The organism is Kineosporiaceae bacterium SCSIO 59966, assembly GCA_020881835.1.
Classification (GTDB): Bacteria; Actinomycetota; Actinomycetes; order Actinomycetales; family SCSIO-59966; genus SCSIO-59966.
In genome coordinates this window covers 633406-656835 of record CP052876.1, presented here as the reverse complement: position 1 = coordinate 656835, position 23430 = coordinate 633406, and the positions used below count along the sequence as shown (strand labels likewise).

Genomic DNA, 23430 nt, shown 5'->3' with positions numbered 1-23430 from the left:
GGTGCAAGGGGCATGAGGTGCTACACAGCCGGAACTGCGTCCCGGTCCTCGACCAGGTTGAGGACGCTCTGGGCACCCGCGTCCGGGCTGGTGTTCAGCACGACCGACACGGCGTCGCCTTCGCTGAGCGCCTCCTCGAAGTCGGCCTCGGTAACCGGCTCACCTGCGATACGGAACAGGTCGTCGGCCACGTAGGTGATCTCGACGTACTGCTCGTCCGTGGTGAACAGGTTGAAGCTGCCACCCGCACCGTCAGTGACGGCGGTACCAACAACGTCACCGGTGTAGGTGCCGTCAGCCGGCGCCTCGTTGAGCGCGACCCAGGTCTTCTCGGCGGTGACGGTGTCGTCAGCCTCGTCAAGGACCAGGTTCCCGTTCGGGTCGACGTCCGCACAGCCCAGGAAACCGGGGCCCCCGACGGTGGGGTCGGTCGTGTCAGGGACAAAGGTGTCGAGGCAGGCGACGATCACGTCAGTGCTGTCCTCGTCCACTGCCGCACCGGTGTAGGTGAAGGTCGCCGTACCGGTTTCGTCGACGTCGGTGGTGTCGTCGTCGACCACAGAGTCGATGGTGTCACCAGCCGCGGTGTTCTCGGTGTAGTCACCGTTGGCGTCGACGCTGAACACCTGGAAGGTCACCGGCTGGTTCACGGTGGCTTCACCGAACTGGTTCTCCACGGTGGCGACCACGGTGTGGTCGGTGCCCTCCGGGTTGACGGCGGTCTCGGGCGTCAGGGAGACAACTGCGAGCTCCGCAGCAACCCACGACTTGGTGGCCGTGGCGTTGATCTCGTCGTCGTCAAGGGTGACGGTGCCGGGCGTCGTCTCGGTAGGAGCGGTGTACTCAACGCAAGTGACGTCCGCATCCACTCCGTCGATGCACGCGACGATGAGGTCCTCAGCCCCCAGCGGCGCGTCGGCAGCGTCCGGACCCGTGTAGGTGAAGGTCGCCTCACCGGCCACCTCGCCATCCGTGGCGGCCGTGGTGTTGCCGTCAACAGTGGCACCAGTGGTGTCCACCTCCTCAAAACCGGTGTCAGCCACGCCCTCGTCCTCGACGAAGTCGCGGTAGACCTCGAAGGTCACCGTCTCACCCTCGAGCGGCTCGTCGAACTGGTCGTAGACCGTCGCGGTGACGGTGTGCTCGTCGCTGAGGACGTTGGTGGCCTCGGCCGGTTCCAGCGTCATCGAAGCAGCCTCACGGACCTCCCAGGCCTTGGTGGCCCAGTCGCTCGGCTCAGCGTCGATGTTCGTCGGCTCGCCCGTGACCTGGTCGACCACGAGGACCGTGCGGTCCCCGAAGAACGTGGTCTGCTCCTCGGTGCAGTTCTCCGCGGCAGCGGCAACGACGCAGGCGACGATGTAGTCGTCGCTGTCCTCAGGGACGTCCAAGTCGGTGTCGTCGGTGTAGGTGAACGTGGCCGCAGAGCCCTCGGACTCCACAACCCCGCCCGTCTGCAGCAGCCGCACGTTCTGGCCGGGAACGTCGAACTCGTCGGGGCTGCCGTACACCTCGAACCGGACCAGGCTGCCGTCGACGACAGGCCCACCGTCGGCGTTCACCAGCGTCGCCGTCACAGTGTGCTCGGTGCCGACCGGGTTGACGGCCTCTTCCGGCGTCAGGCTCAGAGCGGCGGGCGCCAGCGCCTCCTCGGTGAGCGGCTCGATGTACTCCTTCTCCACCAGGTCCGCGACGGTCCGCATCACGTAGAACGCCATGTCCTTGCGGTCCACCGAGGTGTACGGCAGGTACAGGCCGCTGGCCTCGCCCTGGACGATGCCCTCGGCGCGCAGCGAGTAGATGTCCTCGGCGCCCGGCAGGGTCGGCGGGACGTCAGCGAACGGGTCGGTGTAGTCGGCCTCGTAGAAGTCAGCGTCCTCGGAGCCGTCCACGACGTTGTCGACCATGCGGTCGATGAACCGGGCCATGTCGCGGCGGGTGATCGACTCGTACGGGGCGAACTCGTCGGCGTTCTTGCCCTCGACGATCTCGAGCTCGACGAGCTGGTCAATCGCGTCCTGCTGCGGACCGGTCAGGCCGTCGGTGTCCTCGAAGCCGGCGTCCGGGGCCTCTTCCGGGTCGACGACGTCGATGTCCGAGGCGCGCTCGATGTAGCCGATCGTCCGGGAGATGAACAGCGCCATCTCGTAGCGCTTGACGTCATCGTCCGGGGCGTAGGTCGTGGCGTTACGGCCACGGGTGATGTCGTACCAGGCGAGGCAGTTGATCGCGTCCTGGTAGGCCTGCGTCTCGCCCGTGATGTCGTCGAAGCCGTAGGGCTCGGTCCAGTCCGCGCACGCGGGATCGATGCTCTGGACATGGTTGTCCGCGTACGCCGCGGGGCCGAAGGCGCCCACGGTGAGGGCGGTGGCCCCCAGTACGGCCAGGGAGCGCTTGGCAGCGCGACCCTGTCTCGTGGTGAAACTCATGAAATGGCCTCCTAGCCATCCACCGGTGGATGTTCGCCCCCGCAGGGGCCCCCTCCCGACCCAGGTGGGGCGGGATTCGGTCCAGGACTCCTCGTACGTCAGTCACCGCGGCGCCGGACTTGAGCAGGCCACCTCGGCAGGCTGCCGAGTCGCGAGCTCCGCCCCCGTCGCAGGGGAGATGACGTCCGTGGAGCCAGTGGACGCCCGTGACTCTAGCGACACGGGTAGTCACGAGCAACAGTGACGCACGTTGGGACCAAGTCGTGACCAAAGACCCAGGTCAGATTGGAGAAACCGGGGCCTCCGTCAGGAGCAGAACTGCGGCACGACCTCGCGCTCGAACAGCTCGATGCCGCTGGTGTCGTCGGCCGCCTCGACGAAGTAGGTGATCGCGTACGTCATGCCGGCGTCCTGCAGGGCGGTCAGGCGCTCACAGATCTGCTCGGGGGTGCCCACCAGCGGCCCGGTGCGGAAGGAGTCGACGGCCCGCTCGAGCCTGTCCTCCGTGAGGTAGGGGCGGTAGCGCTCGCGGATGGCGTCCAGGCGCTCGGTCACCTCCGCGTCGTCCCGACCGATGACGACGTTGTAGTTGGCCGACCGGGTGATCGCCTCGAAGTCCCGCCCGACGGCCCGGCAGTGCTCGGCGAGCACCTGCGACTTGTGGGTGAACCCCTCGAGCGTGCCGTCGAAGTTCGTGTAGTCGGCGTACTTGGCCGCGGTGCGCAGGGTCTTGCGCTCCCCGCCGCCGGCGATCCACAGCGACGGGCCGCCGTCCTGCAGCGGCAGCGGCCGGCCGATCGCGCCGTCCACGTCGAACCGCTCGCCGTGCAGGGTGGCCCGGCCGTCCCGCCACATCTGCAGGAAGATCTGGACGCCCTCGTCCAGGGCGCGCAGCCGGTCCCCCGCGCCGGGGAACCCGTAGCCGTAGGCGCGCCACTCGTGCTCGTACCAACCGGCGCCGATGCCCATCTCCAGGCGGCCACCGCTGACGTGGTCGACGGTCGCGGCGACCTTGGCCAGGTAGGCGGGGTTGCGGTAGCCCATCGACGTGCACATCTGCCCGAGCCGGACCCGCTCCGTCGACGCCGCGAACGCCGCCATCAGGCTCCACGCCTCGTGGGTGGCCTCGTCGGTCGGCTCCGGGACGGTGTGGAAGTGGTCGTAGACCCAGATCGACTCCCACGGCCCGGCCTCGGCCCGGCGGGCGAGGTCACGCATCCGCGGCCACTGCTCGGCGTCCGGGACGTTCGTGAGGTCGAGCCGCCAGCCCTGGGGGATGAACAGACCGAACCGCACGGCTCAGCCCTCCGTCGCGGTGTCGGGGGCGGCGTGCTTGCCGGCGCGGGGCACGCGCATGCCGCCGTTAGCGACGACGCGGGTGAACTCCTCGAGGGCGGCCGCCGGGTTGCCGCCCCGCTTGACGGCCCGCTGGCCGACCATGGCGACGAGGGACTTCGCCAGAGTGTCGGCGAGAAACTCCTTGGCCTCGGCGTCCAGCTTCTTCCAGAAGGCGGGGAACTCCTCGTCCCGGCCGCCGGCGGTGCGCAGCGCCTGCGCGAGCAGCTTCTGGGCCTCTTCGTTCTGCATGGCGCCTGACGCTACCCCGTGCTGAAGTGGGTCGCATGGCTCACGTCAACGACCCGGACGTCGTCCGCCGGCTGCTCACCGACACCCGCCGGTGGGCCGTCGTCGGGCTGTCCTCCAACCGCCGCCGCACCGCTTACTCGATCGCCGGCTACCTGCGCGACGCCCTCGACAAGGAGATCGTGCCGGTGCACCCCAAGGCCGAGGAGGTGCTCGGCGCCACCGGGTACGCGTCGCTGCGGGACGTGCCGGGCGCGATCGACGTCGTCGACGTGTTCGTCCGCAGCGACCTCGCGGGGGCCGTCGTGGACGACGCCATCGCGGTGGGGGCGACAGCGGTGTGGCTGCAGCTCGGGGTGGTGGACGAGGACGCCGCGGCGCGGGCCGCTGCTGCGGGGCTGGACGTCGTCATGGACACCTGCCCGGCGATCGAGGGGCCGCGGCTCGGGCTGGGGTGAGGCTGCGGCGTGGCTGTGCGCGGCGTGGCTGTGCGCGGCGTGTCCGTGGGTGCTGGGCCGGTGAGGCGGCGGCCAGGGCATACCGTGGGCCACCGTGTCCGAGGAGCCGCGGTGGGGTGAGGCCCACGAGTACCGCGCCAGGCCCAGGCTGCGCCGGGCGCCTGCTGCGCGGCCGGGTGCACGCGGCGGTCGAGGCGACCAGGCGGCTGCGGGACGTGGTGACCAGGCGGCCGGGGGACGTCCCGAGGAGCCGGCCCCGCGACGTCCGGCGCCCGTCACGCCCCGCGAGGAGACCTGGTGGGACGAGGCCGAGACCGCGCCCCCACCGCCACCACCACCGTCGCCACCGCGGCGGCGACGCGGCGGGTTCGGCACGTTCCTCGTCGTCCTGCTCGTCCTGCTGATCGGCTACCCGGTGGCGCTCGGGCTCGTCGGGTACACCGCGGTCGACCGGGTCGGGCCGCTCGGGCTGGCCGCGTCCACGCCCGGGCACACCACGCTGCTCGTCGGGTCGGACAGCCGGGAGGGCACCGACATCGGCGGCGGGGGCGGCGCGCGCACCGACACCATCCTGCTGCTGCACCGGATGGGGCTGACCGGGCCGTCCGTGCTCGTCAGCGTGCCGCGGGACTCCTACGTGCCCATCCCCGGCCACGGCTCCAACAAGATCAACGCCGCGTACGCGTTCGGCGGGCCGGCGCTGCTCGCGCAGACCATCGAGGGCGCGACCGGGATCGCCGTCGACAGCTACGTGGAGACCGACCTCGCCTCGTTCCCCGACATCGTCGATGCCGTCGGCGGGGTCGAGCTGTGCCCGCAGGAGCCGATCCAGGACCCGCTGGCCGGGCACCTCGACATCGAGGCCGGCTGCCAGACGATGGACGGCCAGACCGCCCTCGGCTACGCCCGCACCCGGCAGGGCCCGGACGGCGACCTCGGGCGGGTGCAGCGGCAGCGTGAGCTCATCGCCGCCATCGCCGCGCAGGCCGCGTCCCCGGCGACGCTGCTCAACCCGCTCGAGGCGTTCCCGCTGGCCCGCTCGGCCGGGTCCGCGCTCGCCGTCGACGACGGCACCGGGCCGATCGACCTCGCGCAGTTCGGGATGGGGCTGCTGCAGACCACCGGCGGCGACGCGCTGAGCCTCACCGTGCCGGTCGGCGGGCTGAGCCGCCGCGAGGGCGCCGGGTCCGTCGTCGACTGGGACACCGAGCAGGCGGACCGTCTGTTCAGCGCCCTGCTCGCCGGGGACGAGCAGACCGTGCGCGAGATCGCCGAGGCCCAGCCCCCAGCCCGCTGACCCTCAGCGCCTAACCCCCTCCGTGATCATGCAATCCCGCCACCCTCTGGCGGGCCGGCCAGCTCGCAGAATGCTGGGTTGTTGGCGCGACATGCCGGCCAAGCCGTGCTGAACGCAGCATTCTGTGGTGGCGGCGCGCTCCTCCACTCGGTGATCATGCAATCCCGCCACCCTCGGGCGCGCAGGGCCAGCTCGCAGAATGCTGGGTTGTTGGCGCGACACGCCGGCCAAGCCGTGCTGAGCGCAGCATTCTGCGGTGGCGGCGCGCTCCCCCACTCGGTGATCATGCAATCCCGCCACCCTCGGGTGCGCAGGGCCAGCTCGCAGAATGCTGGGTTGTTGGCGCGACACGCCGGCCAAGCCGTGCTGAACGCAGCATTCTGTGGTGGCGGCGCGCTCCCCCACTTGGTGATCATGCAATCCCGCCACCCTCGGCGCGCCTTGCCCGTCGGCGTCCGGCGCCCTCCGTCGTCCAGCGACCGCCGTGTCATGCACCAGTGACAGCCAGATGCCGACCGGCTTGGTCAGGTCGTCGGTAGATGTGCCGCGCATAGCCCGACCCGCAGGTTCTCCTCGCTGTCGAGGTGGTTGTCGCAGCGAATGCAGGCGACGCCGCGGAAGATGACGCTCGGCTGGTCGGGGTCGGCCTCGACCGGCGTGGTGTCGTACAGCGCGGCGAAGCGTGCGGTCAGGCGCGGGTGACGTCGGCCGAGCACGCGATGCAGCTCAGGCTCGGTCCTGGCGGGATTGCTCTGGACAGCGGCGAGCAGTCGGAGGCCTTTGCGATAGGCGTTCTCCGTGAACCGCTGTTCCATGAAATAGTCCGGATTTACCGCGCTCATCTCGTACGCGTCCAGATCGGCGAGGGCGAAGTCGTCCACGTCGGCGGTGATCAGGTACCTGGCTCCGGCCTCAATGGCGTCGGCAATCACCTGGCCGTCCTTCGCGTCAGTGGAGAGCCCCGTGGTGCTGGCTGCTGTGGGTGAGAGTTCAGTCTGGAGGACCTTCTGACGCACCTTCGATGTCAGCATCGACTGGCCGCGGGCGTGCTCGTCGGCTTCGGCCTCGACGTAGGCCGACCACGTCCACCTCAGGCCGTCGGCGTTCGCCCCGGCGATGAGCAGTGTGCGGGTGACGGGCGAGGCGAGCGCGTTGGCGTCGAGGAAGAGGAGCGGGGCGTCACTCACCGAACAACTCGGCCTCGATATCAGCCGCCGACGCCTGCGCCATGCGGAGCATCAGCTCATCGCTGAAACGCTCGTACTCGGCCAGCGGGATGCGGTGGTGGGTGCCAACCTTCACGGCCTTCAGATCGCCGTTCAGGATCCGGCGGCGCACGGTGGAACGGGACATCCCGAGCCGCTTGGCGACCTCGGCGGGGGTGAGCAGCTCGGCCCGGGTGGACAGGTCGACGACTTCGCCCTTGGCGCGGGCGGCGTCGAGGAACGCGCGCACGCGCGCCCAGTCGTCATCCGACAGGTGCGAGGGGTTCACCGTCATCGTGTCGCCCATGCCACCAGTGTAGCCGCTGGTGAACACCTACGAGATTGTATCTGTCCAGGCGATCATCGGCTGGAGCATGACCTTGCGGGTGCGGCGCCCACCGGTCGCGACGGCGGCAAGTAGTCGCCCAGCACATGGGCCGACCCGCCTGCCCCCAGGGAGGGGACATCCAAGTCACATGCGCCACAGGGGTCACAGCCGGTGACGGAGCCGAGGGCACTGGTGACCTTCCGCAGTTCCCTTACCGCGTAAGCACAGGCATCCTGGTCAGTGCCCCGCCGGGGGTGGCCTCCCACCGGAGGACGCAATACCAGGGCCCTGGTCGACCGGACTGCCGCGCCGACCGGGGCTTCTGGTTGCCACGGTGGCTCTGCACGCGAGGTCGGAGCCTATCCCCGCCGCCGACGCACGCCGCCGCGCCGCACGGGGAAGCCCCGAGGGCGAGCTGGTGTTGAACCAAGACAGTCCCTGCGGGCTCAAGGGCCACCGGTACGGCCTCCTAGCGCCCCTGACCCCGCAGGGACCCTCACCGTCCCACTGCTCGCCGGGACGCCGCAACAGAGATCCGCAACAGTCGGGCCCGCTGTCAGTGGTCCCACCTACCGTGTCGCCATGGACGTGACACTCCACCTCACCGAGGACGAGTCGATGCTTCTGCGCCGCGCCGCGGCGGCGGAGGGACGCTCCCCTGAGGACCTCCTGCGCGCCGGCCTGGCGGACCGTCTGCGCCGCACCGTCCTGGACGCCGTCCTCGCCGAGGACCTGCCCCGCTACAGGGCCGCGTTAGACAGGCTCGGTCAGTGATGCATGCCAGCCCGACCGGCCCCGCGATCAGGCCTGGAACCCCGTCGCCGGCCGGGCCAGCCGGGACCGCAGCCGCTCCCCCTTGGCCGCCGCCTCCTCCCGCAGTGCCGCCTGGAACGCCGCCATCCGCTCGCGCAGCGCGTCGTCCGAGGCGGCGAGGATCCGCACCGCGAGCAGTCCCGCGTTGCGCGCCCCGCCCACCGACACCGTCGCCACCGGCACCCCAGCCGGCATCTGGACGATCGACAGCAGCGAGTCCAGCCCGTCGAGGTGCCGCAACGGCACCGGCACCCCGATCACCGGCAGCGGCGTCACCGACGCGAGCATCCCCGGCAGGTGCGCGGCTCCCCCTGCCCCGGCGACGATCACCTGCAGACCTCGCCCCGCGGCGTCCCGGCCGTAGGCGATCATCTCGACCGGCATCCGGTGCGCGGAGACGACGTCCACCTCGTGCGGGACGCCGAACTCGGCCAGCGCGGTCGCGGCCGCCTCCATCACCGGCCAGTCGGAGTCCGAGCCCATGACGACGCCGACCCGCGGCTGCTGCTCGGCCCGCGGCTGCTGCTCACTCATCGATTACTCCTCGGATGAAGTCGGCGGCGTGCCGGGCCCGCGCCCGGACGTCGTCCAGGTCCTCGCCGTAGACGGTGACGTGCCCGACCTTGCGACCGGGCCGCACCGCCTTGCCGTACAGGTGAACCTTGACCCCCGGGTCGCGGGCCATCACGTGCAGGTAGGAGCGGTAGAGGTCCTCGTACTGCCCGTCGAGGACGTTCACCATGACCGTCCAGCGGGCCCGCGGCGTCGTCGCGCCGAGCGGCAGGTCCAGGACGGCGCGCAGGTGCTGCTCGAACTGGGACGTCACCGACCCGTCGATGGTCCAGTGCCCGGAGTTGTGCGGGCGCATCGCGAGCTCGTTGACCAGCACCCGGCCCTCGTCAGTCTCGAACAGCTCGACGGCCAGGACGCCGGTGACGCCGAGCTCCCCGGCGACCCGCAGGGCGACCGTCGTCGCCTCGCCGGCGGTGTCGTCGTCCAGACCCGGTGCCGGGGCGATCACCTCGTCGCACACGCCGTCCACCTGAATCGACTCCACCACCGGCCACGCCGCCGCCTGCCCGGACGGGCTGCGGGCGACGAGCGCGGCAAGCTCGCGCCGGTAGGCGACCTTCTCCTCGGCGAGCAGCGGGCTGCCGGCGGACCGCTCCAGCCAGTCGGCGGCGTCGTCCGCGTTCGCCACGACCCGCACGCCCTTGCCGTCGTAGCCGCCGCGGGGAGTCTTCAGCACGACCGGCCAGCCGACGTCGTCGCCGAACGCGGTGAGTTCGGCGGCGTCGTGGACGGCGGCCCAGCGCGGGCAGGGCAGGCCGAGATCGGTGAGCCGGCGGCGCATGACGAGCTTGTCCTGGGCGTGGACGAGGGCCTGCGGGCCAGGCCGGACGGCGTGGCCGGCGTCGGCGAGCGCGTGCAGGTGCTCGGTGGGGACGTGCTCGTGGTCGAAGGTCACCGCCGCAGTGCCCTCGGCGAGTGACTGGAGGGCGGCCAGGTCGGTGTGGTGGCCGACCGTGGTCTGCGGGATGACCTGGGCGGCGGCGTCGTCCGGGTCGACGGTGAGCAGCCGCAGCCGGACGCCGAGCTCGACGGCCGCGGTCTGCATCATCCGGGCGAGCTGGCCGCCGCCGACGACCGCCACCGTCGGAAACCCCCCGACCCCTCCCCCGTGATCATGCGATCCCGCCACCCCCTCGGCGTGATCATGCAATCCCGCCACCCTCAGCCCCTCCCGCCAGCCCACAGAATGCTGGGTTGTTGGCGCAACACGCCGGCACGAGGGCCCAAAATCCAGCATTTTGCGGGCCTCGGACGCCCCGAACCCACCCCGTGATCATGCAATCCCGCCACCCTCAGCCCCTCCCGCCAGCCCGCAGAATGCTGGGTTGTTGGCGCAACACGCCGGCACGGGGGCCCAAAATCCAGCATTTTGCGGGCCTCGGACGCCCCAGACCCACCCCGTGATCATGCAATCCCGCCACCCTCAACCCCTCCCGCCTGCCCGCAGAATGCTGGGTTGTTGGCGCAACACGCCGGCATGGGGGCCCAAAATCCAGCATTTTGCGGGCCTCGGACGCCCCGAACCCACCCCGTGATCATGCAATCCCGCCACCTGGGGGGTCGGCTGCTCGGGCACAGCGGGGCAGCCTACTGGGCGCCTCGTGGCCTACCGGGCGCTGCGCGGCACCCGGTCGGCGATGACCGCAGCGAGCCGCTCCGGCTCGCTCCACATCGGCCAGTGGCCCGTGGGCAGGTCGATGAGCTCGAGCGCCCGGTACTCCAGCAGACCGAAACGGCACGCCCTGCTCGGCGTAGGAGCGGTACTCCGCCGCCGGGAATGCCGTGCACACGATGGTGCTCGGCACGTCCAGGCGCCTCGGACTGGTGAGCGCCACCCGGTCACGCAACGACGCGGCCGGCTGCGGCACCGCGCGCCGCTGGAACGCAGCGAGTTGCTCGTCGGTCAGCCCCCGCATCGACCCCTGCGCCATCTCCTCCTCCCACTGGGCCGTCAAGGGATACTCGGGCCCCTCGACGTCCGGGTTCATCACGAACCCGTCGGACGCCGGCGCGGTGTCCACCCAGACGACGTGGGCCACCTCGTCCACGTGCCGGTCCAGCGCCACCGTGGCCGCCGCGGCGGCGCCGCTGTGCGCGACGAGCACGGTGGCCACGCCGTCGCCGCCGGTGAGCGCGTCCTCGATCGCGCGGACCTGGTCCTCCACGGTGACCGAGCCGCGGTCGGGGTGATCCGGCTCCAGTCCGGGCAGGGTGAGCGCCACCGGCTCGAGGCCGGCCGCGGCCAGGTGCGGCGCTACGTCGTCCCAGGCCCAGGCCCCCAGCCAGAAGCCGGGGACGAGGACGACGCGGGGCGCGGGTCCGGGACGTGCGGGGGCGACGTCGGTCATGGAGGCAGCGTGGCACCGCCTCGCCGGCCTGGCCAGGGCCTGGCTAGGGCCTGGCCAGGGGCACGGACTCGTGACGGGCCGCGACTAGGCTCGCGCGCGTGCCTGCCGCCCTTCATCGGCTCCTGGACTCGCTGCGCGCCGCGATCACGCTGGTCTGGCGCGAGGTGCTGAAGTTCGGGATGGTCGGCGCGGTCGCGTACGTCGTCGACGTCAGCGTGTTCAACGCGCTGCGGCTCGGGCCGCTGTCGGACTCCCCGCTGGGCGCGAAGGCGTCCTCGGTGGCGGTCGCGACCGTCGTCGCCTGGCTGGGCAACCGGTACTGGACGTTCCGCCGCCGGCGCCGTGCGTCGGCCCGCCGCGAGCTCGTGCTGTTCGTCGTCATGAACGCGATCGGCATGGGTATCGCGCTGGTCTGCCTGTGGATCTCGCACTACGTCCTGGGGTTCACCAGCCCGCTGGCGGACAACATCGCGGCGAACGTCGTCGGGCTGGCGCTGGGCACGGCGTTCCGGTTCTACGCCTACCGCACGTGGGTGTTCAGCGAGGAGCACGCCGTCCTGGACGACGTCCGGCCGGTGGACGCCGCCAGCGCGGCGGCCGAGGTGAGCGTGGTAGCTGAGGGGCGCGTCGCGACCGAACGGTGAGCCGAGCCGCACGGACGACATCCGATTCCCCATTGGGGCCGGATCGACGAGATCGTGACGACGAACAGCAGACCGGGCACCTCGCATCCCAAGGCCGCAGAACGAACTCTAGGCGAAGGGCTCCGATAGGTTTTCAAGCAGGAGATTGGGCGGCCCATCGGTTCAGACGGTACGTTGGCAGTCGCGCCGTTCCCCGAGCTGGCGCCGACGTAGCTACGGGATCAGGCGAGGTAGTGGAGGCCCACTTGGCAAGCACTGTCGATGACGTAACAGGCGTTGTCGTCCCTGTTGGTGGTGCGCTGGGAGAGGTCGCGCAGCTACCGGGCGACCCGTGGACAATGCTCGCAGACGGCACGGGGATGCTGATCCAGTGGCGACCCCTGGTCCCCGCAGATGCCGGCCCGGCATGGGGGCCGGTTCTCAAGTCGGGCTCTGCGTTCGCGCAGCAGCTGTCCAACGTCGTACACCGAGCGGGCGCCCGTTCTACCGTCAGCGCCGGCGCCACGCTGTTCCGGGTAGAAGTACCTACGGGACAGACTCTGCAGCAGTTGGTTCCCGCCGTAGGCGGTGGTTTTCGAGGCATGACTCGAGCGGCGGGCGCCACGAAGGTCACGGGTCACGCGCGGCTTGTTCCGGTCACGGGAGCCGCTGTCGGCGCTGGTCTGGCGATCGGCCCTCTAATGGGTTTGATGGCGCTCTCCGTCGGCACCGAGATGCTGGCAAGACACGAGCAAGACAGGAAGCTCCAAGCGATCCTGGAAGCGGCCCAAGGCGTTCAGCGCCACCTGCAGCAGCAGATCCATGCCGAACTGAAGACGGCGGAGCAAGCGCTCGAGGCTGCGACAGCAGCCATTCTCGATCAGGTCTCCGTGCCGCAGGGCGTTGGGCTCTCGTCAGCTGTAACGGGGCTCCGTAACGTGAGGAACCAGGCGCTGAATTGGCTGGACCAGTGGGAGGAGCGAGTCTCGGCCCTCCCGACGGATGGCAACGGCGTATCTCTCTCCCAGCTGCACAAGGCGCTCGACGTCGGCCTGGGCGGGCCCGAATCGTTCCCCGCACAGGTAGCGGTGCTGTACCGCGCCCTAGTGCTGGAGTCACGAGCGCAGGTGGTCACTGCCGCAGAGGCCGCCCTGGCCAATCCGGGCCAGACCCTGCGAAACCTTGAGGCCTCGATCCAACAACGGCTCGACGCCAACACCGCCGCCCAGGAGCGGTTGCGCGAGCTGCTGCTGACGCTGATCGAGCACCCCGTGACCCTCGGGCTACCCACGAGACCGGCAACGTCGCGCAAGGCCGCGCAGATGGAGCGATTGATCGCCCGTCTCACGCACGCGATGGTCAAGACTTCAGACGCGCCTCCCGTGCTGACCGCTGAAAACCGCCAGGTCCTCGAAGCAGTCAGGCGAGAGGACGGGACGGTGAGCATCCTGCAGCCGAGGATGGCCACCGCGTAATTGCCCTTCACAAATGCCCCCCTGTGGAAGGCGGCTCGCCGGTTCTGAGGCTGGTCACATGGAAGCACCCATCGAGAAGCGCATTCATCCACAATCCTTCTCATGGACGCCCGTCGCGCCCAAGATCTGTGGATGACGCTGGGGAAGAACTACAACAATGTGATCCCGTACAGGCCGACGAGTAGCGTCGCCCGCGCTGATCGATAGGCCGGGCGAGGAGGGGTGCGGTACGCCGTGTCCCTCCCCTCATCCACCGGAGCAAACTGGCCAGACCTTTGATCGCCAACCGGTCGTCGGTCGCCGGCGGCGCGGTGACGGCTACGGTGGGCGGTGTGGCAGTGCGGCAGGCGGTGGAGACGCTCCTGCGAGCAGTGGACGACGGCTCGCTGGCCAGGCTGTGCGAGCGCCACGACGTGGAGATCCTGACCCTCTTCGGTAGCGCCCGCACGGATCCGGCGTCCGCGCGGGACGTCGACATCGGCGTCCGGTTCCGCGGGCGGGCGACGCCGGACCCGGTGCCGCTGATCGGTGACCTGATGGACCTGCTGTCCACCGACGCCGTCGACGTCCTGCTGGTGGACCGGGCCACGCCCACCGGCAGGTTCGCCGCCCTCGTCGAGGCGAGGCGCCGCCCTCGTCGAGGCGAGGCCGCTGTACGAGACGGCCGACGGCGTGTGGGCGAACGCCCAGATGGCCGCCGCTCTCGAGTTCTACGAGACGGAGTGGCTGCGACGCCTCGACCTCGAACAGCTGGCCCGATGACGCCGTCGGCGCTGCAGGCGGCGACCGTCCAGGCCAAGTTGCGGCTGATGCGCGATCCCACCCTCCCGTGATCATGCAATCCCGCCACCCATACCGTCCCCGTGGTTAGTCAAGAAAACCCTCTTCGTGATCATGCAATCCCGCCACCCAGGGTCGGCCGCGCAGTCCTGGCAGTGAGGGGGTGACGCGTTCCCGGACAGCGACATTGGCTGGTTCAGGCGGCAAGTGTGGCGTGTTGGTGGTACTCGTTGGCGACCTCGAGCGGGGTCTTGTAGCCGAGTGCCGAGTGGAGACGTTGCCGATTGTAGAACACTTCGATGTATTCTGCAATGGCCTGGCGGGCCTTGTCTCGGGTGGGGAAGACGGTGCGGTACACGAGCTCGTTCTTCAACGCCCCGAAAAAGGATTCGGCCATGGCATTGTCCCAGCAGATCCCGGTTCTTCCCATCGAACCGGTGAGCCCGTGCTCGGCGAGGTGGCGGGCGAATTGGGCGCTGGTGTATTGACTGCCGCGGTCCGAGTGAAATACCGCGCCGGCGGCGAGGGGGACGTTGCGCGTGGCCATCGTGATCGCGTCGCAGACCAGGTCGGTGCGCATGTGGTCGGCCATCGACCACCCCACGACGGCCTTGGTGTGGCAGTCGATCACGGTCGCCAGGTACAGCCAGCCCTGCCAGGTGGGCACGTACGTGATGTCGCCGACGAGCTTGTGGCCGGGCGCGGTGGCGGTGAAGTCCCGGCCGACGTGGTCGGCGATGACGGGTTCGGTGCCGGGGTCACGCACCGTGGTGGTCCGGTAGGCCCGCGGCTGGCACGCGCGAAGCCCCTTCTCCTGCATGATGTCTCGCACGATCCGCACCGACGCGCCCGCCACGTCGGCGTCGTCGCTGCGCCCGAGCACCGCGTGCACCCGGCGCACCCCGTAGGTGCCGCGGCCGGCGGCGAACGCGGCCTGCACGTGCACCCCGATCTTGGCTCGCCGCACCTGCCGCGCGCTGGGCTGCCCGGTCAACCAGTCGTAGAACGCCGAGGTCGACACCGCCAGCACCGTGCACATGAGCACCACGCTGAACGGGCTCCTGCGGTCGGCCTTCTCCGCGGCAATGAGCGCGTACTTGTCGCTCACTGCTGCTCCCTGGCGAAGAAGGCTGCTGCTTTTTTTAGGAACTCCGCCTGCAACCTGAGCTCACGGTTCTCCCGCTCCAGCTCCCGTAACCGGCTCCGCTCGGGCAGGTTCAACTCCTCACTGACCGGGTGCTCCCGCCGGTACTTGTTGCACCAGTTCCCAAGGGTGCCCTCGTTGATGCCCAGCTCCCGGGCCACCTCGGCGATCGGCCGGCTCGACTCGATCACCAACCTGACGGCCTCTTCACGGTATTCCTGAGTGAACTTCCGATACTTAGACATCAACGACCCCTTCTGTCAGGAGGAATACTCCCCCCTCGGGCCACTATCCGGCGGGAAGGACACACCCCACAGGTCCGCACACCCGCAGAGTGCTGGGTTGGTGGCTCGACACGCCGGGCTGTGCGGAACGCAGCATTCTGTGGTGGAGGCCTATACCCGATGCGGGCTGCATGCAATCAGGCCGGCCGGCTCCCACCGCCCGCTCGAACGTCCCTGGGTTCGTGGCGCGCCGCGACCACTCTCATCCCCGGAGTGGCCCGCCAGAGCCATGAAGCGGGTGGCGGGATTGCATGATCACGGGGTGGGTTTGGGGCGTCCGGGGCGTGCAAAATGCTGGATTTTGGGCCCCCATGCCGGCGTGTTGCGCCAACAACCCAGCATTCTGCGGGCAGGCGGGAGGGGCAGAGGGTGGCGGGATTGCATGATCACGAACGAGAGTATTGGGAGCGGGTCAGGGGGCGGCGCGGAGGAAGAGGGCGAACACCGGCGGGCGGGGGCGCAGCAGCTCCAGGCGGCCACCGTCGGCGGTGACGAGGTCCCGCGCGAGCGCCAGCCCGAGCCCGGTCGAGCGGGCGCTGGACACCTTGCGCTCGAACACCCGCACCCCGAGCGAGTCCGGGATCCCCGGCCCCTCGTCGGCGACCTCGACGACCACCGAGCTGCCGCTCTGCCGCACCCGCACGGACGTCGTCCCGGCGCCGTGCTGCAGGGAGTTCTCCAGCAGGGTCGCCAGCGCCTGGGCGAGCGGTCCAGCGCTGGCCAGCACGACGACGTCCCGTGGCACCTCGACGTCCAGCCGACGGCCCGCGGCCCGGTACTGCGGCAGCCACTCCTCGCGCTGCTGGTCGAGCACGTCGCCGAGCACCAGCGGCGCGGGCGCCGCGCGCGCCTGCCGGTTGCGGTCCAGCAGGTCGTCGACGACCTGGACCAGCCGCTCGACCTGGTCCAGCGCGATCCGGGCCTCCTCGCGCACGGCCGGCTCGTCGGTCGCCGCGGCGATCTCCTCCAGCCGCATCGACACCGCCGTCAGCGGGGTGCGCAGCTGGTGGGAGGCGTCGGAGGCGAACTCCCGCTCTGCCGCCAGCCGGGCGGCCATCCGCTCGGCGCTGGCGGCGATCTCGGCCGCGACCAGGTCCACCTCCGGGACGCCGCTGCGCTGCGCCGACGGCCGGATCTGCCCGGAGCCGAGCCGCTGGGCGTTGCGGGCCAGGTCCACCAGCGGCTCGGTGAGCCGCCGGGCCTGCACCAGACCGAGCGCCACCCCGGCCACGATCGCGCCGACCGACACGACGAGCACGAGCACGACCACCTGCAGCGCCGCGGACACCACCGACGAGCGCGGCACGTCGACCCGCGCGGACAACCGGTCGGTCGTCGTCTCCCCCCGCAGGTACGGCGGGTCGGGCTCCCCGGCGGTCACCAGACCGCCGTCCGGCAGGGTCACGGTGACGTACGCCGTCCACTCCCGCTCCGCGTTCACGTACGGCTCGAGGACGTCGGGGGTCACCTCCTGGTCGAACTCCAGCCGCCGCTCGACGGTGCGCAGCAGTGCGTCGGAGCGGTCCTGGGCGCTGCGCAGCGCCTGGTCACGCACCAGCGCGACACCGACGATCCCCAGCGGGATGCCGAGCAGCAGGACGGCGAGCACCACCGAGGCGACGGTGGCCTGCAGGATGCGGGCCCGCACCGGCTACTCCCGCTCGAAGCGGAAGCCCACGCCTCGCACGGTGGAGATGAACCGGGGGTTCGTCGCGTCGTCCCCGAGCTTGCGGCGCAGCCACGACACGTGCATGTCGAGGGTCTTCGTCGAGGTCCACCACTCGGTGTCCCACACCTCGCGCATGAGCTCGTCGCGGGTGACCACGGACCCGGCCTCGCGCAGCAGCACCCGCAGCAGGTCGAACTCCTTGGCGGTGAGCTGCAGCTCGGTGTCCCCGACCCACGCCCGGCGGGCGTCGCCGTCCAGCCGGACGCCGTGCACCTCGGTGAGCGAGGACTCCCCCGCCTCGGCCCCGCCGCGGCGCAGCAGCGCCCGCACCCGGGCGAGCAGCTCGGCGAGCCGGAACGGCTTGGTGACGTAGTCGTCGGCACCGGCGTCCAGGCCGACGACGGTGTCGACCTCGTCGGCGCGAGCGGTCAGCACGAGCACGGGGGCGGTGACCCCGTCGGAGCGGATCCGCCGGCACACGTCGAGCCCGTCGATGTCCGGCAGCCCGAGGTCCAGGACGACGAGGTCGACCCCGCTGGAGGCGACGTCGATCGCGCCCTGCCCGGTGTCGCGGACCTCGACGTCGTAGCCCTCCCGGCCCAGGGCGCGGGCCAGCGGCTCGGCGATCGCCGGGTCGTCCTCGGCCAGCAGCACCCTCGTCACGCCGGGCATGGTAGTCATGGCCAGGTCACACAACGATCTGGACGGCGTCGCCTGGACGACGACGCGTGCCGGTCACGCGGGGACCGTGACCGTCCGCGGCCCCGCCTTCAGGACGCCGCTCGGCAGCTCGCGGCCGACGACGTCCTGGACGTAGCGGGCCACCTCGAGCAGCGCCGCCAGGTCCACGCCGGTGGCCACCCCCATGTCCTCGAGCATGTGCACGACCTCCTCGGTCGCCACGTTGCCGGAGGCTCCCGGCGCGTACGGGCAGCCTCCGAGCCCGCCGACGCTGGCGTCGAACTCGGTCGCGCCGTGCTCCATCGCGGTGAGGATGTTGGCCAGCGCCGTGCCGCGGGTGTTGTGGAAGTGCAGCAGAAACGGGGTGCCGGCGTACGCGGCCAGGTAGCCGTCGACGAGGGCGGCGACCCGGCCGGGGGTGGCGACGCCGGTGGTGTCCCCGAACGCGATCCGGTCCGCGCCGTCCGCGACCGCCCGCCGGACGACGTCGAGCACCCGGGACGTCGGCACCTCCCCCTCGTAGGGGCAGCCGAACGACGTGGAGACGATGACCTCGAGCGTGCCGCCGGCGTCGTGGACGTGCTGGACGACGCCGGCGATGTCGTCGAGGGACTCCGCGGTCGAGCGGTTGACGTTCTTGCGGTTGTGCGTGTCGGAGGCCGAGACCACCATCTCGAGTTCGGTGAACCCGGCGGCGATGGCGCGCTGGGCGCCCTTGAGGTTCGGCACCAGCGCCGAGTAGCGGACGTCGGGGTGCTTGCGCGCCCGCGCCCACACCTCCTCGGCGTCGGCCATCTGCGGGATCGCCTTCGGGTGCACGAAGCTCACCGCCTCGATCCGGCGCAGCCCGGTGCCCGGCAGCAGATCGAGCAGCCGCACCTTCGCGTCGGTGGGGACCGGCGCCTCGTTCTGCAGCCCGTCGCGCGGACCGACCTCGCGCAGGCTGACCCGCTCCGGCCAGGTGCCCATGGCGTCCTCCTCCATGCTTGTCGTCCAGTGCTCGTCGTCCGGTGCTCGTCCGGTACTCGTCAGACCCCCGGCCAGCGCGGGGTCCGCTTCTCGGCGAACGCCCGCACCCCCTCGGCCCGGTCCTGGCTGAACGCGGTCGCCCGCCACGCGGCGTCCTCGACCTCGAGCGCGGTGGCGAGGTCGACGTCCAGGCCCAGGCGCATCGCCCGCTTGGCGTTGCGGACCCCGACCGGGGAGTTCGCGGCGATCGCGCGGGCCACCTCGAGGGCGACGTCCCGGGCCGCGCCCGGCTCGGTGAGCCGGTCGACCAGCCCGAGCCGGTGGGCCTCGGCGGCGTCGACCCGCCGGGCGGTGAAGACGAGGTCGGCGGCCCGGGACCAGCCGAGGCGGCGGGTCAGCAGCTGGGTGCCGCCACCACCGGGGACGACGCCGACGGACACCTCGGGCAGGCCGAGGACGGCGGTCGGGTCGGCGACGATGAGGTCGCAGGCCAGGGCGATCTCGCAGCCGCCGCCGAGGGCGTACCCGGCGACGGCGGCGACCGCCGGCACCGGCAGGTCCAGGACGCCGCGGTAGGCGGCGCGGGTGACGTCCCGCTGGCGGCGCAGGTCCTCGTCGGTGAAGGCGTTGCGCTCCTTGAGGTCCGCGCCGACGCAGAAGGCCTTCGGCTGGCTGGAGCTCACGACGACCGCGCGCACCGTGCGGTCCTGCGCGAGGTGCGCGGTGGCGGTGGCGAGCTCGGCGGCGAGCGCGGTCGACACGGCGTTCATCGCCTCGGGCCGGTCCAGGACGATCTCGGCGACGTGCTCGCCGTGGCGGTCCACGCGGATCACACCGGGCAGGCTACCCGCGGCCCGGCGACCGGGCTCACGCGCCGCGGCGGGTGCTGCGGTCAGGCGCCGCGACGGGTGCTGCGGCGCACGACGGCGGGGGTCACCGCGCCGATACCCCGCAGGGTCCGCCGGTGCAGCGGGGCGACCTCGAAGCCGCTCGCCGCGCCGAGCCGGGCCGCGGTGGTCTCGTCGACGAGCACCGTCCCGGGCGCGGCGATGCCGGTCAGCCGCGACGCCCGGTTCACCGTCGTGCCGAACACGTCCCCGAGCCGGGCCACGACCGGCCCGGTCGCCATCCCGACCCGGACGTCGGGCAGCACCTCGTCCTCGGCCATCGCCTCGGCGATGTCGAGGGCGATCCCGCCCGCGGCCGGCGTCGACGTCGAGACGAACAGCACCTCGTCGCCGACCGTCTTGACCACCCGGCCGCCGTGCGCGGAGACGATGTCGGACGTCGTCGCCTCGAACCGCTGCACCAGCCCGGCCAGCTCCCGTTCGCTGGCCCGACGCACGATCCGGGTGAAGGACACCAGGTCGGCGAACCCGACCGTGCGCACCGGCCCGGGGTGCGCACCGGCGTCCGACTCGGCGTCCGAGATCATCCGGGCCGCCGCCGAGGCCAGGTGCCGCCGCCACGCGTAGGTGAGCAGCGGCTCGGTGCGCTCGAGCACCTCGGCCAGGACGGCGCCGACCTGCTGCGCGACCTCGACGTCCGGGGCGGCGTGGTCCTCCTCGGTGAGGGACTCGGCGACGAGCTGGATCTGCCAGTTCGCCAGCCGGTCCGCGGTGCGGCCCATCGCCCGGGTCAGCCCGAGCGCGGTCTCCTCGTCGATCACCCCGTCGCGGACCAGCCCGACCATCGCGCGCAGCGCCTCGACGTCGGCCTCGGTGAACGCCTGCGCCGCGTCCCCGACGTTCGGGAACCCCAGCGCCCGCCAGAACTTTCGCGCCGACAGCAGCGACGTGCCGACCGCGCCGGACACCTCCCGGCGGCGCAGCTCGCGCTCGGCGCCGAGCAGCCGCCGCTCGACGGCCTTCGCCGAGTCCGACAGCCTCGCCTCGGGGACCTGCGGGTCCGGGTCGACGGGGCTCACGGTGTCCCTCCGGTCACGTCCCGACCCCGGCGTGGACGACGTCCCCGGCGGACAACGCGTGCCGCTCGCCCGCGGCGTCCCGGACGACGAGCCGGCCGTCGTCGTCCAGCTCCTCGGCGGTGCCGACCACCTCCCCGGCGGGCAGCACCACCCGGACGGCGCGGCCCAGGGTCCAGCAGGACTCGCGGACCTCCGCGGCCAGCCCGGACGCCGTCACGTCACCGTCCGCGGCCACCCACCGGGCGTAGCGGTCGGCGACGGCGCGCAGGACGGCGCGCAGGACGGTGTCGCGGTCGGTCGTCGCCGCCCCGGCCAGCCGCAGGGAGGTCGCGGTGGGCACCGGCAGCTCGGCGCGGGTCTGGGTGACGTTGAGGCCGATCCCGACGACGAGCGCGCCCTGGCCGGGGACGGCCTCGGCCAGGACGCCGGCGACCTTGCCGGCGGCTGGCTCGGCGACCTTGCCGGCGGCGTCCGCGCCGGCGTCCTGCTCGGCGTCCGGGACCTCGACGAGCACGTCGTTCGGCCACTTCACCCCGGCCCGCACCCCGGCGACCCGGCGGGTGGCCGCGGCGACCGCCGTCCCGGCCAGCAGCGGCAGCCAGGACCACCGCCGCGCCGGCACGTCCGGGCGCAGCAGCACCGACACCTCGACCGAGGAGCGCTCCGGGGCCTGCCAGCTGCGGGCCAGCCGGCCGCGGCCGGCGACCTGGTGGTCGGTGGCCAGCACGGACAGGTCCGGGTAGCCGGCCGGGTCTGCGGCCGCCGCGGCGAGCAGGTCGGCGTTCGTCGAGCCGGTCCGCGCGACGACGTCCAGGCGGGCGAACGGACCGGACGGCGCGAGCAGGGCGGCGCGCAGGGCGTCCGCGCGCAGCGGGGGGCGGTCCAGGTCGCCCCACGGTGTGCCCACGGCGATCACTGTAGGCGGACGCGACGTACGTCACGTGAGCGGGCCGGGGCCCCGCACTAGGCTCCGGGCTGCCTGCCCGACCGCACGCCTGCCGGCGTCCCGCGCGACCCCGAGGAGACCGCCATGGCCCACCCGGCGCCCGAGCCGCACGTCGACCCTGCCGCCGCAGGAGGCACCGAGGTCCCCGCGGACATCAACATCCACACCAGCGCCGGCAAGCTCGCCGACCTGCACCGGCGCACCGAGGAGGCCGTGCACGCCGGGTCCGCCGGCGGGATCGAGAGGCAGCACGCCAAGGGCAAGAAGACGGCCCGCGAGCGGATCGACATGCTGCTCGACGAGGGCTCCTTCACCGAGCTCGACGCCCTCGCCCGGCACCGCTCGACGAACTTCGGCCAGCAGGCGAACCGGCCCTACGGGGACGGCGTCGTCACCGGCTACGGCACCGTCGACGGCCGGCCGGTGTGCGTGTTCGCCCAGGACTTCACCGTGTTCGGCGGATCCCTCGGCGAGGTGTTCGGGGAGAAGATCGTCAAGGTGATGGACCTGGCGATGAAGACGGGCTGCCCGGTCATCGGCATCAACGACTCCGGCGGCGCCCGGATCCAGGAGGGGGTGGTGTCCCTCGGCCTGTACGGGGAGATCTTCCGGCGGAACGTGCTGGCCTCCGGCGTCGTCCCGCAGATCTCCCTGATCATGGGGCCGTGCGCCGGCGGCGCCGTGTACTCCCCGGCGATCACCGACTTCACCGTGATGGTCGACCAGACCTCGCACATGTTCATCACCGGCCCGGACGTCATCAAGACGGTCACCGGTGAGGACGTCGGGATGGAGGAGCTCGGCGGCGCCCGCACCCACAACACGACGTCCGGGAACGCCCACTACCTGGCCTCCGACGAGGACGACGCGGTCGCCTACGTCAAGGAGCTGCTCAGCCACCTGCCGAGCAACAACCTGTCCGACCCGCCGGTGTTCGACGCCGACGTCGACCTCGAGGTCACCGACGAGGACCGCGAGCTCGACACCTTCGTCCCGGACTCCCCGAACCAGCCGTACGACATGCACACCGTCATCGAGCACGTTGTCGATGAAGGGGACTTCCTCGAGGTGCAGCCGCTGTTCGCGCCGAACATCGTCGTCGGGTTCGGCCGGGTCGAGGGCCGCTCCGTCGGCGTCGTCGCCAACCAGCCGATGCAGCTCGCCGGCACCCTGGACATCGACGCCTCGGAGAAGGCCGCCCGGTTCGTGCGGACCTGCGACGCGTTCAACGTGCCGGTGCTGACGTTCGTCGACGTCCCCGGCTTCCTGCCCGGGACCGACCAGGAGTACGGCGGGATCATCCGCCGCGGCGCCAAGCTCCTGTACGCCTACGCCGAGGCGACCGTCCCGCTCGTCACCGTCATCACCCGCAAGGCCTACGGCGGCGCGTACGACGTCATGGGGTCCAAGCACCTCGGCGCCGACGTCAACCTCGCCTGGCCGACCGCGCAGATCGCGGTCATGGGCGCGCAGGGCGCGGTCAACATCCTCTACCGCAGCCGGCTCAAGGAGGCCGCGGACGCCGGGCAGGACGTCGACGCCCTGCGCCAGCAGCTCATCACCGAGTACGAGGACACCCTCGCCAACCCCTACGTGGCCGCCGAGCGGGGTTACGTGGACGCGGTGATCCCGCCGTCCGCGACCCGGGTCGAGGTGGTCAAGGCGCTGCGGATGCTGCGCTCGAAGCGGGAGACCCTGCCGCCCAAGAAGCACGGCAACATCCCGCTCTGATCTGACCCCTCTCGGTGATCAGTCAAAAATCCCTCTTCATGATCAGTCGAAAATCCCCCTTCGTGATCATGCAATCCCGCCACCCCGCACGACCCAGCCCACGCTCGCAGAATGCTGGGTTGGTGGCGCGACACGCCGGCAAAGATGTTCCGAACGCAGCATTCTG

The 23430-nt window shown here is 71.5% G+C and carries 22 protein-coding genes; 7 read left to right on the top strand and 15 right to left on the bottom strand.

From position 1 onward, the window contains the following. Window positions 1–20: 20 nt before the first annotated feature. The 3 genes from HJG43_03275 to HJG43_03265 form a co-directional block, all read right to left on the bottom strand. The gene (locus tag HJG43_03275) at window positions 21–2429 is read right to left on the bottom strand and encodes an S-layer homology domain-containing protein (protein UER53741.1); all 2409 of its coding nucleotides are present in this window, start codon (window positions 2427–2429) and stop codon (window positions 21–23) included. Window positions 2430–2735: 306 nt separating this feature from the next. Next, entirely contained in the window at window positions 2736–3725 is a 990-nt protein-coding gene (locus tag HJG43_03270; protein UER53740.1) for an LLM class F420-dependent oxidoreductase, read from the bottom strand. A 3-nt stretch (window positions 3726–3728) separates the two neighbouring features. Continuing rightward, window positions 3729–4016 carry a hypothetical protein gene (locus HJG43_03265; protein ID UER53739.1) on the bottom strand — a complete coding sequence of 96 codons (288 nt, stop codon included), beginning with the start codon at window positions 4014–4016 and terminating at the stop codon, window positions 3729–3731. Between the two features lie 35 nt (window positions 4017–4051). On the opposite strand from HJG43_03265, the gene HJG43_03260 reads away from it, so the two are divergent. Then, a complete protein-coding gene (locus HJG43_03260) occupies window positions 4052–4471 on the top strand; it encodes a CoA-binding protein (protein UER53738.1) in 420 nt (139 codons plus the stop codon). A gap of 388 nt (window positions 4472–4859) precedes the next feature. Beyond that, entirely contained in the window at window positions 4860–5768 is a 909-nt protein-coding gene (locus HJG43_03255) for an LCP family protein (protein ID UER55659.1), read from the top strand. 524 nt (window positions 5769–6292) lie between these two features. Here the strand turns inward: HJG43_03255 and HJG43_03250 are convergent. Both HJG43_03250 and HJG43_03245 read right to left on the bottom strand, forming a co-directional pair. Beyond that, window positions 6293–6955 (bottom strand): hypothetical protein, encoded by a 663-nt coding sequence (locus tag HJG43_03250; protein ID UER53737.1) that lies wholly within the window; start codon window positions 6953–6955, stop codon window positions 6293–6295. Then, window positions 6948–7268, bottom strand: a complete 321-nt coding sequence (locus HJG43_03245; GenBank protein UER55658.1) for a helix-turn-helix domain-containing protein — start codon at window positions 7266–7268, stop codon at window positions 6948–6950. Before HJG43_03245 ends, HJG43_03250 begins: the two co-directional genes overlap by 8 nt. A 615-nt stretch (window positions 7269–7883) precedes the next feature. On the opposite strand from HJG43_03245, the gene HJG43_03240 reads away from it, so the two are divergent. After that, window positions 7884–8075, top strand: coding sequence for a CopG family transcriptional regulator (locus HJG43_03240; GenBank protein UER53736.1), 192 nt, complete (start codon window positions 7884–7886; stop codon window positions 8073–8075). Between the two features lie 27 nt (window positions 8076–8102). On the opposite strand, the gene purE is transcribed toward HJG43_03240, so the two are convergent. From purE to HJG43_03225, 3 genes are all read right to left on the bottom strand, one after another. Then, the gene (gene purE, locus HJG43_03235; protein UER53735.1) at window positions 8103–8648 is read right to left on the bottom strand and encodes a 5-(carboxyamino)imidazole ribonucleotide mutase; all 546 of its coding nucleotides are present in this window, start codon (window positions 8646–8648) and stop codon (window positions 8103–8105) included. Further along, on the bottom strand, window positions 8641–9924 hold the full coding sequence (locus HJG43_03230; GenBank protein ID UER53734.1) for a 5-(carboxyamino)imidazole ribonucleotide synthase: 1284 nt from the start codon (window positions 9922–9924) through the stop codon (window positions 8641–8643). The genes purE and HJG43_03230 overlap by 8 nt, the downstream gene beginning before the upstream one ends. A 298-nt stretch (window positions 9925–10222) precedes the next feature. Beyond that, window positions 10223–11035 (bottom strand): alpha/beta fold hydrolase, encoded by an 813-nt coding sequence (locus HJG43_03225; protein UER53733.1) that lies wholly within the window; start codon window positions 11033–11035, stop codon window positions 10223–10225. 179 nt (window positions 11036–11214) lie between these two features. On the opposite strand from HJG43_03225, the gene HJG43_03220 reads away from it, so the two are divergent. From HJG43_03220 to HJG43_03210, 3 genes are all read left to right on the top strand, one after another. Continuing rightward, on the top strand, window positions 11215–11679 hold the full coding sequence (locus HJG43_03220; GenBank protein UER55657.1) for a GtrA family protein: 465 nt from the start codon (window positions 11215–11217) through the stop codon (window positions 11677–11679). A gap of 689 nt (window positions 11680–12368) precedes the next feature. After that, window positions 12369–13133, top strand: a complete 765-nt coding sequence (locus tag HJG43_03215) for a hypothetical protein (GenBank protein UER53732.1) — start codon at window positions 12369–12371, stop codon at window positions 13131–13133. Window positions 13134–13465: 332 nt separating this feature from the next. Beyond that, a complete protein-coding gene (locus HJG43_03210) occupies window positions 13466–13966 on the top strand; it encodes a nucleotidyltransferase domain-containing protein (protein UER53731.1) in 501 nt (166 codons plus the stop codon). Window positions 13967–14109: 143 nt separating this feature from the next. Here HJG43_03210 and HJG43_03205 read toward each other — a convergent pair. The 7 genes from HJG43_03205 to HJG43_03175 form a co-directional block, all read right to left on the bottom strand. After that, a protein-coding gene (locus HJG43_03205) for an IS3 family transposase (GenBank protein UER53730.1) occupies window positions 14110–15302 on the bottom strand; the annotation gives its coding sequence in 2 pieces (ribosomal slippage) (window positions 14110–15047 and window positions 15047–15302; 1194 coding nt in all). A gap of 451 nt (window positions 15303–15753) precedes the next feature. Then, complete coding sequence (locus HJG43_03200; protein UER53729.1) at window positions 15754–16989, bottom strand: sensor histidine kinase; 1236 nt, start codon at window positions 16987–16989, stop codon at window positions 15754–15756. A 3-nt stretch (window positions 16990–16992) separates the two neighbouring features. Further along, a complete protein-coding gene (locus tag HJG43_03195; GenBank protein ID UER53728.1) occupies window positions 16993–17691 on the bottom strand; it encodes a response regulator transcription factor in 699 nt (232 codons plus the stop codon). A 54-nt stretch (window positions 17692–17745) separates the two neighbouring features. Then, the gene (locus HJG43_03190; protein ID UER53727.1) at window positions 17746–18660 is read right to left on the bottom strand and encodes a hydroxymethylglutaryl-CoA lyase; all 915 of its coding nucleotides are present in this window, start codon (window positions 18658–18660) and stop codon (window positions 17746–17748) included. Window positions 18661–18719: 59 nt separating this feature from the next. Beyond that, on the bottom strand, window positions 18720–19430 hold the full coding sequence (locus HJG43_03185; protein UER55656.1) for an enoyl-CoA hydratase: 711 nt from the start codon (window positions 19428–19430) through the stop codon (window positions 18720–18722). A gap of 122 nt (window positions 19431–19552) precedes the next feature. After that, entirely contained in the window at window positions 19553–20587 is a 1035-nt protein-coding gene (locus HJG43_03180; protein UER53726.1) for an adenylate/guanylate cyclase domain-containing protein, read from the bottom strand. Between the two features lie 13 nt (window positions 20588–20600). Continuing rightward, on the bottom strand, window positions 20601–21494 hold the full coding sequence (locus HJG43_03175) for a biotin--[acetyl-CoA-carboxylase] ligase (GenBank protein UER53725.1): 894 nt from the start codon (window positions 21492–21494) through the stop codon (window positions 20601–20603). A gap of 123 nt (window positions 21495–21617) precedes the next feature. Between HJG43_03175 and HJG43_03170 the strand changes: the two genes are divergently transcribed. Then, window positions 21618–23264, top strand: coding sequence for an acyl-CoA carboxylase subunit beta (locus HJG43_03170; protein ID UER53724.1), 1647 nt, complete (start codon window positions 21618–21620; stop codon window positions 23262–23264). Window positions 23265–23430: the final 166 nt, after the last annotated feature.

Excerpts from the sequence above, each read along its gene's own strand:
- HJG43_03225 (UER53733.1), bottom strand. The coding sequence starts at position 11,035 with ATGACCGACGTCGCCCCCGCACGTCCCGGACCCGCGCCCCGCGTCGTC.
- HJG43_03185 (UER55656.1), bottom strand. The coding sequence starts at position 19,430 with ATGAACGCCGTGTCGACCGCGCTCGCCGCCGAGCTCGCCACCGCCACC.
- HJG43_03275 (UER53741.1), bottom strand. The coding sequence starts at position 2,429 with ATGAGTTTCACCACGAGACAGGGTCGCGCTGCCAAGCGCTCCCTGGCC.
- HJG43_03260 (UER53738.1), top strand. The coding sequence starts at position 4,052 with ATGGCTCACGTCAACGACCCGGACGTCGTCCGCCGGCTGCTCACCGAC.
- HJG43_03195 (UER53728.1), bottom strand. The coding sequence starts at position 17,691 with ATGACTACCATGCCCGGCGTGACGAGGGTGCTGCTGGCCGAGGACGAC.
- HJG43_03215 (UER53732.1), top strand. The coding sequence starts at position 12,369 with ATGGCGCTCTCCGTCGGCACCGAGATGCTGGCAAGACACGAGCAAGAC.
- HJG43_03245 (UER55658.1), bottom strand. The coding sequence starts at position 7,268 with ATGACGGTGAACCCCTCGCACCTGTCGGATGACGACTGGGCGCGCGTG.
- HJG43_03240 (UER53736.1), top strand. The coding sequence starts at position 7,884 with ATGGACGTGACACTCCACCTCACCGAGGACGAGTCGATGCTTCTGCGC.
- HJG43_03220 (UER55657.1), top strand. The coding sequence starts at position 11,215 with ATGGTCGGCGCGGTCGCGTACGTCGTCGACGTCAGCGTGTTCAACGCG.
- HJG43_03170 (UER53724.1), top strand. The coding sequence starts at position 21,618 with ATGGCCCACCCGGCGCCCGAGCCGCACGTCGACCCTGCCGCCGCAGGA.
- HJG43_03265 (UER53739.1), bottom strand. The coding sequence starts at position 4,016 with ATGCAGAACGAAGAGGCCCAGAAGCTGCTCGCGCAGGCGCTGCGCACC.
- purE (UER53735.1), bottom strand. The coding sequence starts at position 8,648 with ATGAGTGAGCAGCAGCCGCGGGCCGAGCAGCAGCCGCGGGTCGGCGTC.
- HJG43_03190 (UER53727.1), bottom strand. The coding sequence starts at position 18,660 with ATGGGCACCTGGCCGGAGCGGGTCAGCCTGCGCGAGGTCGGTCCGCGC.
- HJG43_03230 (UER53734.1), bottom strand. The coding sequence starts at position 9,924 with ATGCTGGATTTTGGGCCCTCGTGCCGGCGTGTTGCGCCAACAACCCAG.